At 62.1% G+C, this 15,073-nt stretch carries 12 protein-coding genes; 5 read left to right on the forward strand and 7 right to left on the reverse strand.

Annotated features, from left to right (window positions below):
* Window positions 1-3: 3 nt before the first annotated feature.
* Genes IPM54_20865 through IPM54_20875 form a run of 3 tightly spaced genes read right to left on the reverse strand, consistent with a single transcriptional unit; the run spans window position 4 to window position 3,399 of the window.
* Window positions 4-339 (reverse strand): DUF971 domain-containing protein, encoded by a 336-nt coding sequence (locus tag IPM54_20865; protein ID MBK9262243.1) that lies wholly within the window; start codon window positions 337-339, stop codon window positions 4-6.
* Window positions 340-391: 52 nt separating this feature from the next.
* A complete protein-coding gene (locus IPM54_20870; protein ID MBK9262244.1) occupies window positions 392-1,339 on the reverse strand; it encodes an acetyl-CoA carboxylase carboxyltransferase subunit alpha in 948 nt (315 codons plus the stop codon).
* A gap of 56 nt (window positions 1,340-1,395) precedes the next feature.
* Window positions 1,396-3,399: an FHA domain-containing protein gene (locus IPM54_20875; protein MBK9262245.1), complete on the reverse strand. Its 2,004-nt coding sequence runs from the start codon at window positions 3,397-3,399 to the stop codon at window positions 1,396-1,398.
* Window positions 3,400-3,711: 312 nt separating this feature from the next.
* On the opposite strand from IPM54_20875, the gene glpK reads away from it, so the two are divergent.
* Together glpK and IPM54_20885 are read left to right on the forward strand one after the other, a co-directional pair.
* Window positions 3,712-5,220 carry a glycerol kinase GlpK gene (gene glpK / locus IPM54_20880; GenBank protein MBK9262246.1) on the forward strand — a complete coding sequence of 503 codons (1,509 nt, stop codon included), beginning with the start codon at window positions 3,712-3,714 and terminating at the stop codon, window positions 5,218-5,220.
* A gap of 359 nt (window positions 5,221-5,579) precedes the next feature.
* Window positions 5,580-6,407, forward strand: a complete 828-nt coding sequence (locus tag IPM54_20885) for a hypothetical protein (GenBank protein MBK9262247.1) — start codon at window positions 5,580-5,582, stop codon at window positions 6,405-6,407.
* Between the two features lie 22 nt (window positions 6,408-6,429).
* Here IPM54_20885 and IPM54_20890 read toward each other — a convergent pair whose 3' ends face one another.
* Window positions 6,430-7,116, reverse strand: a complete 687-nt coding sequence (locus IPM54_20890; protein MBK9262248.1) for a hypothetical protein — start codon at window positions 7,114-7,116, stop codon at window positions 6,430-6,432.
* A gap of 64 nt (window positions 7,117-7,180) precedes the next feature.
* Here IPM54_20890 and IPM54_20895 point away from each other — a divergent pair, with 64 nt between their 5' ends.
* A complete protein-coding gene (locus IPM54_20895; protein ID MBK9262249.1) occupies window positions 7,181-8,236 on the forward strand; it encodes a BMP family ABC transporter substrate-binding protein in 1,056 nt (351 codons plus the stop codon).
* Window positions 8,237-8,254: 18 nt separating this feature from the next.
* On the opposite strand, the gene IPM54_20900 is transcribed toward IPM54_20895, so the two are convergent.
* From IPM54_20900 to folP, 3 genes are read right to left on the reverse strand one after another with little or no spacing between them, the layout of a single operon-like run.
* Complete coding sequence (locus IPM54_20900) at window positions 8,255-9,202, reverse strand: YbbR-like domain-containing protein (GenBank protein ID MBK9262250.1); 948 nt, start codon at window positions 9,200-9,202, stop codon at window positions 8,255-8,257.
* On the reverse strand, window positions 9,199-10,407 hold the full coding sequence (locus IPM54_20905; GenBank protein ID MBK9262251.1) for a TIGR00159 family protein: 1,209 nt from the start codon (window positions 10,405-10,407) through the stop codon (window positions 9,199-9,201). Before IPM54_20905 ends, IPM54_20900 begins: the two co-directional genes overlap by 4 nt.
* Window positions 10,407-11,222: a dihydropteroate synthase gene (gene folP, locus IPM54_20910; protein MBK9262252.1), complete on the reverse strand. Its 816-nt coding sequence runs from the start codon at window positions 11,220-11,222 to the stop codon at window positions 10,407-10,409. The genes IPM54_20905 and folP overlap by 1 nt, the downstream gene beginning before the upstream one ends.
* A gap of 270 nt (window positions 11,223-11,492) precedes the next feature.
* On the opposite strand from folP, the gene IPM54_20915 reads away from it, so the two are divergent.
* Together IPM54_20915 and IPM54_20920 are read left to right on the forward strand one after the other, a co-directional pair.
* Window positions 11,493-13,250, forward strand: a complete 1,758-nt coding sequence (locus IPM54_20915; GenBank protein ID MBK9262253.1) for an HDIG domain-containing protein — start codon at window positions 11,493-11,495, stop codon at window positions 13,248-13,250.
* Window positions 13,251-13,391: 141 nt separating this feature from the next.
* Entirely contained in the window at window positions 13,392-15,056 is a 1,665-nt protein-coding gene (locus tag IPM54_20920) for an acyl-CoA dehydrogenase family protein (GenBank protein ID MBK9262254.1), read from the forward strand.
* Window positions 15,057-15,073 lie beyond the last annotated feature (17 nt).

The following is a 15,073-nucleotide window of genomic DNA, read 5'->3' on the forward strand; positions in this document are numbered from 1 at the left end:
GCCTCACCCTGGGGGGAACTGCGACGTAGGTTTGCACTCGTCACACTGACAGAGCGCTCGCAAGTGGCGAAACGTGTAGATGCCCGTGTCGTGCTGATCGCCCCAGGTGAATTGCAGGGCGTAGTTGCCGACTTGCTTGATGTCTCGGAGCACGAGATCGCCGCCGGGAACGAACTTGATGACGCCCCCATGACCCTGGCAATGCGCGCACGGGCAATACCCACGCAGAATTTCATGCGGCAGGATGCTCTTGTGCCCATCCGCCCACTGGATCTCCATGACCTTGGTGCCATGAGGAGCTTTGACGCCCGTTGGTTGGATCTTGGGATCACTGGTCATGCGCGCCTTCCTTCGATTCCGTGTGCCGCGCTAGCACACGCGCGTGAAGACGTCACGCGAGGTACGAACCGAGCGCGCGGAAGCGACGATATCGGTTCTCGACGAGATCATCCGGGGACAAACTATCGAGCGCCGTGAGGGCTGGCCAGAGAGCTGCATCGAGCAAACTCGCTGCCTTGTCGTGATCCTGATGAGCACCACCTGTCGGCTCTTCGACGACCGCATCGACGACGCCGAGATGGAGCAATTCGGGCGCCGTGATCTTGAGCTGGCGGGCAGCTTCGTCGGATCGGGATCCATCGTTCCACAAGATGGCTGCGCAACCTTCGGGCGAGATGACGGAATAGCAGCCGAACTCGAGGACGAGGACGCTGTTGGCGACGCCGAGCGCGAGGGCACCGCCGGATCCACCTTCACCGATGATCGTGGCGATGATTGGGACGCGGACTCGAGCCATGGCAGCGAGCGCTGCGCCGATGGCTTCGCTTTGTCCACGCTCTTCCGCGCCGATGCCGGGATACGCGCCGGGTGTATCGATGAACGTGAGAACGGGCAAACCGAACTTGTCGGCAAGTTCGTAGAGACGAACCGCTTTGCGGTATCCCTCGGGGTTGGGCATGCCGAAGTTGCGTTTGACGTTTTCTTTCGTCCCGCGACCTTTTTGATGTCCAACGATCACGACGCTTCTGCCGTGATACGAGGCAAGACCGGCGACGATCGCCGGGTCGTCGGCGAAGCGGCGATCACCCTTGAGCTCGATCCAGCCGGTGAAGAGTCGTTTGACGTAGTCGAGGGTGTAGGGGCGGCTGGCGTGACGGGAGAGCTGAACTTTTTGGATGGGCGAGAGGTCGGCGAAGATTTCACGTGCGAGGCGTGAGGTTTTTTCTTCGAGACGCGCGAGCTCGGGTTCGAAGCGGTGATCGGAAGCCGCGAGAGCGCGCAGAGCTTTGACCTTCTCGACGAGCTCGATGATCGGTTTTTCGAATGGCAGGACGAACATGTTTCAGCGAGCTCTTGCCAACCGCAGCGGAAAAGGACGCGAAAATGGGTGGTTTGTCATTCCAGAATCGTCGGTTCGGATACGATGTTGGCACCGACTGGAACCGACGGTAGTGCGCGGATGACGTTGAAGAGGCGCAGAGGCTTTTCTTTGCCTTTGACCTTGGCGGGCGGAAGCTCTTCGGTTTCGAAGCGTCCTGCAAGCCGTTCATGCGTCGTCTCGCTGACGACGATTTGTCCTGCGAGAGCGACTGAGCAAAGACGCGCGGACGTATTCGCAACGTCACCGATGACGGTGTACGAGAGGGCTTTGGAGCTGCCGATGTAGCCTGCGACGAGCGGGCCGGTGTGGATTCCGATGCCAATGGCGAGCGGCGCTTGATCGCGTTCGAGACGAGCGCGATTGAAGTCGCCGAGCACGGAGCCCATTTCGAGCGCGCAGTAGACGCTTCGAATGGCGTCGTCGGGATGAACGACGGGAGCGCCCCAAAGGGCCATGATCCCGTCGCCCATGAACTTGTCGAGCGTGCCTTCGTACTTGAAGACCGTGTCCACCATGAGCTCGAAGTAGCCGTTGAGCATCTCGACGAGCTCTTCCGGTCGCGCATTTTCGCTCATGGAGGTGAAGCCACGAATGTCGCTGTTGAAGACCGTGCACTCTTCGACGCGTTGGCCACCGAGACGAACTTCGAGCTGACCGCTCATGACGCGTTCGGCGATGTTCGGCGAGAGAAGCCGGGAAAAACGCTCGCGCGCAATCGTCTCGGCTTTGATCTGTTCGCCGAGGATGTTGATCTCGATGAACATCGATGCTTGGTGCGCGATGGCGACGACGAGCTCGAGGTCTTTGGGCTGGAACTGCGCGAGGGTTTCCGAGTCGAGCCAGAGGACGCCGAGCACGTCTTGGCTGCTGTTGGGAGCAACGAGCGGCACGACGATGGCGGAGCTGATCCGATTCAGGATCATGCTCTTGCCTTTGGACGCAGCGAAGTCCATGGCTGCGTCGTGCGTGAGCACCGCAGCGCGCTCTTTGACGACGTGATCGAGGATCGTCGACGAGACGCTGATGGGAGCGACGGTGCCGTCACGACGCTGCATCGCGCGCGGGACGAACTCGCCGGCCTCGTCGCGGAGAAAGATGACGCCGCGATCGGCGCGAATGAACTTGAAGATGCTCGCGAGGATTTTGTCGAGGAGCTTGTTGGTGTCGCGCTCCGATGAAATTTCACGCGTGAGCTCGTGCGACAAACGGAGGCGTTCGTAGTCGGCACGGAGCTGATTCATGTCGGTCGCGATGCGTTCGAAAGGCACGAAGCCCTTTTCGACAGCGGCGATTTGCGTGCCGATTTGCCGCGCTTGATCGTTGAGATCGATGCGGGTTCCTTGCGGCAGAAACGAATGCACGCCGCCGACGAACGTTCGAGCATCGTGGCCGCGACCCGTCGTCGTCGCTTGAGGCGGCAGCCCGTGCGCATGGGGACTCGGATGCGTCGGAGGAACGGCGGTCGCAGGCGTACTCGGTCGCGGCGGCTGCATGGGCGCAGGAGGCGCAAAGCCCGACGGTCCCGGGCGCGGCGGCGCGGCGGGCGGGCCGCCTGGACGCGGAACGTTGCCGATTTGCGGAAGCTGCGGCGATGACGCGGCGAGCGGCGATTGGCCTTGCGGCGGGCCTCCGGGAGGGCCCCACTGCGGCGCAGGCGCCGGTTGCGGAGGCGCTGCCATCGGCGCAGGGGCGATCGGTGAAGGCGACACGATGGCGGGACCCGATGCCGGTACAGGGCCGTCGTCGAACCTCCCGCGGGTGGACCCGAGAGAGATTTCGTCGCCATGTTTCAGCGGTGCCTCGCCGCGTACCCGTTCGTTGTTGATGAACGTCCCGTTCAGGCTGCCCAGATCGCGAAGGACGAACTGCGTTCCTCGAAGCTCGATGATGCAGTGTTCTTTGGAAACGATCTTATCGAGAAGCTGAATCGAGTTGTTGGGATGACGCCCCAACGAATTCACGGGCCGCAGCTCGATGGCCTGCTGCCCTTCGGCGGTCTGCAGGATCAGTCGAGCCATCGGAATCTCTACGCTCTCCGGGCCTCGGTGAACCGAAATTCGTGCCCGGCACCGCGACGTTGAAGGTTTTGAGTTTCACGCATGTCGATGGCCGGCATGTTCGGTCCACATCGGTGCTGAATCAGCACGGGCGGAGTCTATGCCGTCTCGGCGGATTAAGCGAGAGGTTCGGACAGGTCTCGGGCAACGTGCCCGAGCTGCACATCGAAACACCGGCCTAGCTCGCAAAAACATGGGCTCCGCGCGCATGCACGACGCTCCGTCCGCAGGATCACTCTTTCCTCTGCACGTGCGCCAAGGTAGGCCGAAGCCATGGCCGATCTGCTTCTTGCCATCGATCAAGGAACCACCGGCACGACGTCGCTCGTGCTCGACACCTCTGGCGTTACGCGCGGACGCGCGACGCGCGAGTTTCCGCAGCACTTCCCCCGACCGGGTCTCGTGGAGCACGAGCCGGAGGAGATTTGGCAGAGCGTCGTCGATTCCGTGTCCGATGCGCTCGCCTCGGCATCGGTCACGGGCCGAGACATCGCCGCGATCGGCATCACGAACCAACGCGAAACCACCGTCGTGTGGGATCGATCCACGGACAAACCGATCCACCGCGCCATCGTTTGGCAAGACAGACGCACGAGCGATGTGTGCGCGAAGTTGCGGCAAGAGGGGCATGAGCCCAGCGTGAAGAAGACGACGGGACTCGTCTTGGATCCGTACTTCAGCGGGACGAAGGCCGCCTGGCTGCTCGACAACGTCGAAGGCGCGCGCAGCCGGGCAAACGCTGGAGAATTGGCGTTCGGTACGATCGACAGCTACCTCGTGTGGCGCCTGTCGGGCGGAGCAAAGCGCGGCGCTCCGGTGCACGCGACGGATGTGACGAACGCTTCGCGCACGCTGCTCATGAGCCTCGAAACGCTCGATTGGGACGGAGCGATGCTCGACCTGTTCCGCGTCCCTCGCAGCGTTCTGCCCAAGATCGTCGATTCCGCCGGGAGCATCGCCAAGACAAACGGGTTTCCACATCTGCCCGACGGCACGCCCATCACGGGAATTGCAGGCGATCAGCAAGCCGCCCTGTTTGGCCAAGCATGCTTCGGCACAGGCGATGCCAAGTGCACCTATGGTACGGGGGCGTTTGTCTTGGTCAACACCGGAAACCGCGCGGTCATGAGCCGTTTCGGCCTGCTCACCACGGTGGGTTGGAAAGCGGGCAACGAGGTGGTCTTTGCGCTCGAAGGTAGCTCGTTCATTGCGGGAGCTGCGGTGCAGTGGCTCCGTGACGGACTTGGAATCATCAAGAATGCGGCAGACATCGAAGCGCTCGCTCGGTCGGTTTCTTCGAGCGAAGGGGTGACGTTCGTCCCAGCTCTTTCGGGACTCGGCGCGCCGTATTGGGACTCGGATGCGCGCGGCGTCATCTGTGGCATCACGCGCGGGACGACGGCCGCTCACCTCGCCCGTGCGACGCTCGAGGGCATCGCGTTGCAAGTGGCGGACCTGCTCCGCGCCATGGGGGACGACCTGGGCAAACCCTTGGCACGCATGCGCGTCGACGGAGGCGCTGCGAAAAACGACCTGCTCATGCAGTACCAAGCGGACGTCGCCGCTACGGCGATCGAGCGGCCCATCGAGCTCGAGTCGACCGCGCGCGGCGCGGCCATGCTTGCAGGCGTGGGTGCAGGGCTGTTTGCCGGGGTGCGGGATGCAGCCCGCATGTCCAAGGTCGAGCGAACGTTCGAGGTGGCGATGAGTGCCGATGAGCGGGAGAGCCACCTTGCTCGATGGAGTGATGCAGTTGGCCGTTCGCGTTCGGTTCGTGCATAAAGAAAAACATGGTCGGACGAACCCAACGGGGAAATGGTTCGTCATGTCGCGCAAGCGACGAGCATTTCCGACCCGAACCTGCTACCTGCGAGATCCCGAGTTTCCCGAGCTCGAAAGCGAGCACATCAGGTGTCCACGACGATCCTTGGAGCGGCGACAAAAAGCGCGGGTAGCAAACGTGGGCAAGCTTCCGGCGAGGGGAACAGGCACTATGCTGGGAGAGTTCGGCCCCAAAAAGCAGCACAAAAGCGTAAAATTCTATGACGACGGAGAACTCTCGTTCCCAATCTCATTTGGTTCCCCTTCAGAGGCCCGGTCGACTACCGCAGCGTCGGGTCGTGTCGCTGGAAGAGGAGGACATGCCCAAGCCTGAAAATGTCTCCACCACAGGAGGCCCCTACCGCGACATTCCGGTCGACTGGGAGGCGCTCGAAGATGCCTTCGAAAACAACGCGCCGGAGGTTCATTCGTACCTTCATCTCGTTGCGGGCGACGTGCTCCGCGTCGTCGATGGCGTGGCCGATCCGCAGATGCATGCACGCATCGCTGCCGATCCTACGTATCTGCGCATCGATCCGGTGAGCTCACGCGAGCAGTACCGATGGATGGAACGATTCATCCCGATGGTCGAAAACCCGGAGCTTGCGGAGAAACTGACGCAAGCCATCGACGGCAAGGGTGCGTTCCGTCGCTTCAAAGATGTTTTGATGGCGTACGGTCCAGAACGTGAGCGGTGGTTCTCGTTCCGCAGCGAACGCCTACGCATCTTCATGGAAGCGTGGCTCAATGCGCATGCGCTGAATCCCGTTGCTCGGCCGGTGTGGGTCCCCGAGATCCCGCCGAAAACCGAAGGGGCAGCGGCGCAACCCGATGCAGGTGTAGGTGCAAGCGCAGGTGCAGGTGCAACCACAACGCGGGAACCGCGCGAAGAGGTCGCTCCGCAGCGGGACATGCGTCGCGGAAAGAGTGTCGAGACGCTTCGCAAGAATCTGCGCGACATCGCCGATGCGCTCGGACCGCGCGACCTCGATACGCTCACCGCGTTCGCCGAGTTCCTCAAGGCTCGCCGCGCAGCTCGCTCGTTTACGCATCACTACGAGCATCCGCTGCCTCATGCCGACGAAGAACCGGCCCCCGCATCATCGCAAGAAGTCGTAAGCGGCGAAGTGCGCTCCGCTTCGTCTTGAGCTCGTCCGGACAATCCAACGTTCACCGCGCCCGCACGAGCGTAACGACGACGCGCGAACGAGCGGTTTGGTAGTACGTCGCGATGGCATCCCCGAGCCGCTGCGCCACGACCCACCGACCGAGCGGCAACGCAACCTTTTCGTAAGGCTGTCCTGAAAAAGGTGTCGCTCCAGGCGTTGCCAAAAGCGCACGCAATTCCGATTCGCTCGGTTCGAGCATCGGGGCAACCATGCGGTCCAGATACAGACTCGCCCGGGCTTGCCGACGAAGCAGTGCGTCGATCTCGTCCGTCCCAATGCCTTCAGCCTTTGCAGCGGCGATGAGTTTGTCTCGGCCACGCACGCGTTGTTCGAGCACCGCTCGGGCAACCTCTGCACGCGATGCGATCTCGGCTGCCGTGGGCGCGGGAAGCACTGGCAAATTCGACAAGAGCGTTTCCGCAATGCGACGTTCGAGCGCAGCGCGCACGTGTCTGTCTGTGAACGGAGCGGCTTCGATGTCGGGATCGGCAAGCGCTGCAATGCGCGCCTCGAACGCCAGCTCGCGTTCGAAAATGAACTGCGGCCGTTCGACCCCGCCCGTCTCTGGCGCGTACCAACGCACGGCCACTCGATCGAGCAAGACGGCCCGCGGCGCCGCATCTTCCGCATGCACGGAAGAACCGCCGACCGCGATCGCCAGGGCGAGGAGCCAAGTCGCAAGACGCATGGATGCTGGAAATATACTCGGCTCGCGCTGTCCTGCAGAAGCGCGACTGCGCTAGCGTAGACACATGGCCAAAAGCGCCGTGAGCACGCGATCGAGACTACCCATCGTCACGCTTTGCGTTGCGCTCGCGGCAGCCGCGTCGGCGTTTTTGCCGGCACGCGTCGACGACGAGCCAAAGGGAGGAGCTCACCAAGACGTTCGTATTGGGCTCGTCTTCGACGTCGGCGGGCGCGGGGACAAAAGCTTCAACGATGCAGCGTACGAGGGTTTGTCTCGTGCGGCACGTGAGCTTGGCGTGACCACCGAGGTCCTCGAGCCGAGCGGCGCTGAAGATCGCGAAGCCGCCATGCGCCTCTTCGCAGCTCGCGGTTTCGATCTGGTGATCGGCGTCGGGTTCATCTTTTCAACCGACGTGAACGTCGTTGCCAAAGCGTTCCCCAACACGCCCTTTGCGTGCATCGATTACGCGCCGCCGTTCGATGGATCGCCCGTGCCAGACAACGTTTTAGGCCTGCGTTTTCGCGAAGAAGAAGGCTCGTTTCTCGTCGGAGCCGTCGCGGGTTCCATCACCAAGACGAATCGCGTGGGGTTTGTCGGAGGCATGGACATCCCGCTCATTCGCAAATTCGAGGCGGGTTATCGAGCGGGCGTGCGCGAAGTTTGTCCAACCTGCGTCGTGTATGCGGGCTACGCAGGAACGACACCGGATGCATTTCGGGATCCCGTGAAGGGCAAAGCGATCGCGAACAGCCAAATCGCAGGCGGTGCAGACGTCATCTATCACGCGTCCGGAACGACGGGGCACGGCGTGTTCGAAGCAGCTCGAGACATGGGCGTGAAGGCCATCGGTGTCGATGCGGATCAACACGACGAAATGCCTGGCACGGTCGTGACGAGCATGATCAAGCGTGGCGATGTCGCGGTCTTCGACACGATCCGCGCCGTGACGGAAAAACGATTCAAAGGCGGGCTCAGGTCGTTCGGATTGGCGGACAATGGCGTGGGATACGTCGACGAGGGACCTCACGCGCGAGGCGTTCCGGATGACGTGAAGAAGCGCGTCGATGCGCTGGCCGAGAAAGTCGTTCGCGGCGAGATCAAGGTGCCTGATCAGTTGTGATGAATCCGTCGTGAAGCGTCACCACTTCACGAGCACTTTTGGCGGGTTGATCTCGACCTTCAAGTTGTTCACGTCGAGCAGGACATCGAGATACGCGCTGCCGGGCTTGTTCACGTCGACCCCTGTCACGTTTTGCGGTTCGACGCGTGGCACGAGTGCTTCGGGTGAGACCGCGTTCACGTCTTCGTCGGACCCCACGAGTCGCACTTTGACCGTCGGAGGTGTCGTCGCTGCGCGCGTGAGTCCAACGACTTCGACCCGAAGGTTGGCGAACTCTTTCTTGGCCAGCACGCGCGCAATTTCAACGGTCGCGGTCACCGTATCGACGTCGTAGGTGACGAGCTTTGGAGGTTTGTCCAAAGGCAACGGGCGCCGATATACCCCCTCGGTCAAACCCGTCACGTCGAACGGTGCAGAACGTGCGTATTGCAGCCCGTCGACAAGCGATCGTGGACCTCGCGCCTGAACCTTTTCCGGCTCGGAGCGAATCACTCCTTTGACTTCAAAGGATGGCGCGGGTTCGCCCGTGCGCGCGATCTGCACAGGAATCGCATGTGTAACGACGTCGTCCCAACGGATCTCGATCGACGGCGGACTGATTTCCACGACGGAGACGCCTGCCGGCGTTCGGAACATGCCGGGTTCGAGCTCGATGTTCGTCTCGCGGCCGCTCCTCAAGTTGAGGTTCAGCGTGCCGAGATCATCGCTTCGCAAGCCGTCCAGTTGCGTGCGCGAGCCACGCAGCGTGACCTTCACCTCGTTGGGGATCTGCGTCATGATCTGCCGATTCGCGCTCTCCGGCGGCATGATCGTCACGATGCTGACCGATACCGTGCGTTCGGCGTTTTCGGCGCCGTGAATGAACGCGTAGATCCCGAGCGCACAGAGCAACGACAAGATCTTGAGTCCGATGTTGTCGAGGAACGCTCCGCGAACCGTTTCACGAAATCCACCCTTGGCCGTCATGACTCCTCCCCCGGTGGCGGGCGTTGAGCATCGTCACTCGCCCGCGCCGTCGTTGCAGCACCCCCAGGCAAAGTTGCAGGAGCGCGATCGGATGGTGTCGATCCGGCGCTTCGATCCGACGATGGTGGCGGCGGTGGGATCGATTCTTGGGGCACAAACGAACTCTGCGGCACGGGTCGCGGTGTCGTCGTCGCGGACGAGCTCGTCTCACCAGACAACGTGGCTCGCGGCATCGCCGAAGACACCGGGCCGATGCGTGCGGTCACTGGCCCTGCGATGCGCGGTGTCGTGGGCGGCGGTATCAGCGAAGGCGACGACGTAGGGCGCGCAGGCTGCGATGGGACGCGCGGCGGCGGAGGCGGCGGAGAAGACGCCCGAGCTCCACTCGGTCTACGTGTGGACGAGGGTTGCTTCCTTCGCGATGCACGACCGAACTGTCCGAGCAGCATGGTTCGCAAGGAATTGCCGTCGAGGTTCAAGACGATGTTGCCACTGAAGCAACAACTGATCGTCCCTCGCTCTTCACTCACGACGACGACGACGGCGTCGGTTTCTTCCGTGATGCCGAGCGCAGCGCGATGACGTGAACCGAGACTGGCGTCGAGCACCTTGGTTTCGGGCATCGGAAAGAACACGCCAGCGCGCGCGATCTTGAGGTCGCGGATGAGCACTGCGCCGTCGTGCAGTTTGTTGACGGATTCCGGAACGAACATGCTGACGAGCAATTCGCGCGTCACGAAGGATTCGATCGGGATCCCTTCGCTCTTGCAGAATTCGAGCACGTTGGCGTCTTGTTCGAAGGCGATGATCGCGCCCATGCGATGGCGCGCGAGCTCCGTTGCAGCAGCAACGACTTCATCGATGACGCGCGATTGTTGTTCTCGGCCACCGGAAAGCCATGCCTTCGAGCCCATGCGAATGAGCGCGCGGCGGATGTCGTTCTGAAAAACGACGACGATGACGAGAATGATCGATCCGAGCAGCCAAGACAGGATCGTGTTGAGCGTCGTGAGCTGGAAGGTCCGCGCGGCTAGATAAAGCAGAAACACGATGCCGAGGCCGATGCCCATTTGCATCGCACGCGTACCGCGAAGCACGAGCAGCGCGCGGTAGATGACGTACGCGACGATGAGGATATCGATGAGGTCCCGCGCAATTTGCGCAAGCGGTCGAGCCGCGATGAGGCGCATGAGGCCTTCGAGCATTACGCGTTCACCTCCCCCTCGATGGCCGATGCAACCGCAAGCGCCTGCACGACGGCGGCAACGTCATGCACGCGAACGACAGCCGCGCCACGACGTACGCAAGCAAGGACCGCGGCGATCGTTCCCCCAAGTCGCTCGGTTGGAGGCAAAAGCTCCGCACCTTCAGGCGCTGCAACACGCGCGAGAAATGACTTTCGACTCGGCCCCACGAGAACAGGAAACCCTAGCGCGCAAAGCTCTCCAAGCCGACGGCACAATTCAATCGAATGTCTGGCATTCTTGGTAAAACCCAAGCCCGGATCGAGCAGCAGGTCCTCCCGCGGCAAACCCGCACCGAGCGCTCGATCGGCCGCGAGCTGCCATTCCCGAGCGACATCGTCGACCACGTCGCCATACGCCGCATCCGCATAAACGGAAAAACCCTGCATGCTCGTCATCGACCCGCGAGCGTGCGTGAGCACGAGTGACGCACCTTTGCGTGCAGCAAGCGCGCCGAGTTCTTCTGCGGGATCGAGCGACACGGTGTTCACGATGCAGGCACCTTCACCAAGCGCCCAGGCAGCAACGTCGGGTGATGTGGTATCGATCGACACGAGTGCACCGAGTGCTCGGGCCTTGCGGATCGAGTTTCCAATGCGCGCGATTTGCTCGGAAGGGTCGACAGGAGCTGCTCCTGGGCGTGTCGATTCGGCACCGATGTCGATGATCTGCGCGCCGTCCGTTACGAGCCGCTGCACATGGGCATCGGCCGCGACGTCGTCGAGGAAGCGTGCACCATCGGAAAAAGAATCCGGAGTGCGATTACAAACCCCCATGACGAGCGCGCCCCGTCGGCGTGAAAGCAGCGAACGGAGCAGGGACGACATTTGGTGTGGGTAGCAAGTTTCGAGCCGAGCGGCAATCAATGAAGGCGGGCGATCGTGGGACGATGTTCACTCGGTCGTCGCGGTGCGTATTGTCGGGTTTTTGGACATCCTCAACACGCGGCGATCGACGCGCATGCCATCGAGAACGCTGACTCGAAACCAAATGACTGCTAGGGATGCAGTTCGGCCAATCATCACGGCCACGTTTCGAGCGTTTCGATGTTAGCCACGCGAGTTCGAGCTGGGGGCACGGCCGGCCTCGTGCTGAGCCTCATCTTCGCCGCCCTGTTCACCATTATCGGCACGTTCGACCTTTACGTTCCGGCGCTGGCGCCTCGGCTCGGAAACGAAACGCCCGTCACGCTGCGCATTCCTTACGGACCTCGCATCGTGCGCGATGCTCGTTCCGGGCGTTTGGCCTACGAGCACGCTCGCGTCGTCGTCCCGCGAGGCACGCTGCTGCGCGAGGAGAACGACGAGCACCGCGCCGCGTTCGCCTACGAGTCGACGCGCAGACCACCCGCAGCCGGCCGCCTCGTCGCCGTGTTCGTCATTCACTTCATCGTGTGCCTGATGCTCACGTCGTACATCAGGCGGTTCGGGCAGAATCGCGTCCGACTCCTTCGAGCACAGATCGGCCTGTTTGCGCTGATGACGGCCAGCTTGGCGCTCGGCAAAGGCATTCTGCTGCTCACGGCGCTACCCGAATTCTGGCTGCCCATGGCGACGCTGCCGCTTTGGGTAGCGCATGCGTTCGACAGGCGAACCGCGTTCCTCGTCGACCTCGCCGTCGCGTTCGTCGCGGCATCACTTCTGCGCTTCGATCACGTTCTTTTGTCCGTGCTCCTCGTTCGCGGGGTCGCTGCGACCTTGTTTCTCTTGGAGCGCAAACAAGCGCGAAACATGTTCGTCGCAGGCACACTTGCGGGCATCGCCGGAGCCGTCGCGTTCGTCGCGCTCACCGTGGTCTTCGAGGGCAAGTTCAACCTGCTTGCCGACATTCTTCGCGGCTCGAGCTCGAACGTGCTCGGGTGCATCGGCGGTGGAATGCTGGGCGGGTTTCTCGCGCGAGCGCTGCGCGATCCAGCCGAGCGCAGCATGGGGCACGTTTCGCGAGAAAAACTGCTCGACCTGACCGACCTCGAACAGCCGCTCCTGAAAAAGATGGCCGCGGAAGCGCCCGGTAGTTGGGAGCATGCGCGTGCCATGGCAAACCTTGCCGAAGCCGCTTCGAGCGCCATCGGAGCGGACGCTCTGCTCACGCGCGTCGGCGCCTACTACCACGACCTCGGAAAAACCGTTCAGCCCAAATACTTCGTGGAAAACCTCGCGCACGGCGAACGTTCACCCCATGAAGAACTCGAGCCCGAAGTCTCCGCTGACGCGATCATGGCGCACGTGGTGCTCGGCACGAAGATCCTCCGTGACGGACGCATTCCCGAACCCGTCGTCGAGTTCGCCTACACGCATCACGGAACGCAGGTCGTCGAGTTTTTCTGGCACAAGTGCAAAGAGGCCGGCAATCCGCGCGGTTTGACGCAGGAATACTTCCGCTATCCCGGCATGAAGCCGCAGACGAAAGAGACGGCCATCCTGATGCTCGTCGATTCGATCGAAGCGGCCAGCCGAACGATCTGGCCACCGGAGCAAAAGAAGTTCGAGGAGATGATCCAGCGTGTCGTCTTCACGAAACTTTCCGCAGGACAGCTCGACGAATCAGGCCTCACGCTCGAAGATCTACGCATCATCACGACCCGTATGGCGACGACGCTGGTGAATCTTTATCACGGTCGGATCAAGTACCCGTGGCAACGGGATGCGGCCGCGAAAGATGGAACCAAAGAAGCCGAGAAGACGCCTGTGGCTCACGCCGCGCCTGCTCCGAAAACTACCGAGGCGGAAGCGCAGCCGAACGAGCCACCGCCGAAAGCGGTGCGAGGCGCCGAGGCACGCGAGACGAAAAATCCACCGAGCTGATCGACACCTGTGCGGTCGGCATTTCCGACCGCAAACGTATGTGCTCCAAAGGATGACGTCGTTACCAAACACGAGGAGGAGTCTCCGTTGATCGAGCAGAGCTTCACCAAGGCGCTTTTTCACGGTGTCATCGCCGACGACATGGTCTTTCCGTATCCGGAGATGTCTCCGGACGAGCGAGAGAGCACGTCGATGCTGCTGTCGAACGTGCGGCGCTTCTTCACCGCCAACGTCGACTCGGCAAAGATCGATCGCGAAGGCGAAATTCCAGCGAGCGTCCTTGCTGGGCTGCGCGATCTCGGATTGTTTGGCCTCCAAGTACCCACGCAATACGGCGGCGCGGGTTTGTCCACGGCCGCATATGCCCGCATCATGCAAGAGATCGCCGGGCTCGATGCGTCGATCGGCGTGACGCTGGGGGCGCACCAATCGATTGGCTACAAGGCGCTGCTGCTCTTTGGCACGCCCGAACAAAAGCAGCGCTATCTCCCGCGCCTCGCAACGGGCGAGTCCGTGGCTGCGTTTGCCCTGACCGAACCCGCGGCAGGATCCGACGCAGCGGCCATCAAGACGCGCGCCGAACCCACGCCCGACGGCTCGGCCTATGTGCTGAACGGGTCGAAGATCTGGATCACGAACGGCGGATTTGCCGATGTGTTCACGGTGTTTGCCCGGACGAGCGCCATGGAAGAAGGCGCCAAACCCAAGATCACGGCGTTTCTCGTCGAGCGATCCATGGGTGTGAAAAGTGGCCCGAACGAACACAAGCTAGGCATCCGCGGTTCCTCGACGACCGAGATCTTCTTGGAGGACGTTCGAGTGCCCCGAGAAAACGTCATCGGTGACGTGGGCAAGGGCTTCAAAGTGGCGATGGAGGTGCTGAACAACGGGCGGCTGGGCCTTGCATCGGGCTGCATCGGTGTGAGCAAGACGCTCTTGCGCCTGGCACTCGAACGCGTCGGCGAACGTCGTGCCTTCGGCCGGAACATCGGCGAGTTTGGGCTCATCAAAGACAAGATCGCCCGCATGCTCGCGGAGACGTACGCGCTCGAATCGATGACGTACTTGGCGGCCGGTATCGTCGACTCGAAGGTCGCCGACTACTCGCTCGAAAGCGCGATCTGCAAAGTGAAGGGTTCGGAGATCCTCTGGGGCATCGTCAACGACACGCTCCAGATCGCAGCAGGCATTGGCTACATGCAGGACTATCCGTACGAACGGATCCTGCGTGATTCCCGCATCAACCTGATCTTCGAAGGCACGAACGACATCTTGCGGTGCTTCATCGCGCTGTCGGGCATGGCAAGCCCTGGCAAGGCGCTCGCGGAAGTTGCGCGAGCCATGCGCGAGCCCATCAAAGGATTCGGGTTGCTCAGCGACTTTGCCATTCGCAAAGCACGCGCGGCGTTCAGCCGAGAACGCACGTCACGCGCGCATCCGCTCCTTTCGCGGGAAACGGTGATCTTCGAGGAGTACGTCTCGGAACTTGCAGCTCAAACGGAAAACGTTCTGCGCAAGCACGGCCGGGACATCGCGGAGATGCAATTTACGCAGCAGCGCATCGCCGACATGGCGATGGATCTCTTCGCCATCGCCGCGTGTTTGTCTCGAACGACCCATGCCATCGAACGACGCGGCGAAGACGGCGCGAGGCGCGAGATCGACCTCTGTTCGCTGTACACGATGATGGCGCACAAGCGTCTGCGGCAGATCGTGTCCGACTTCGCTCGCAACGACGACGAGCTGCGCAAGGTCATCGCGAGCCGCGCGTACATCGACCGCGGATATCCGTTCGACGTGCTCTGAGCGTGCGGCGCGGCCCT

It is taken from the genome of Polyangiaceae bacterium (genome assembly GCA_016715885.1).
Classification (GTDB): Bacteria; Myxococcota_A; Polyangia; order Polyangiales; family Polyangiaceae; genus Polyangium.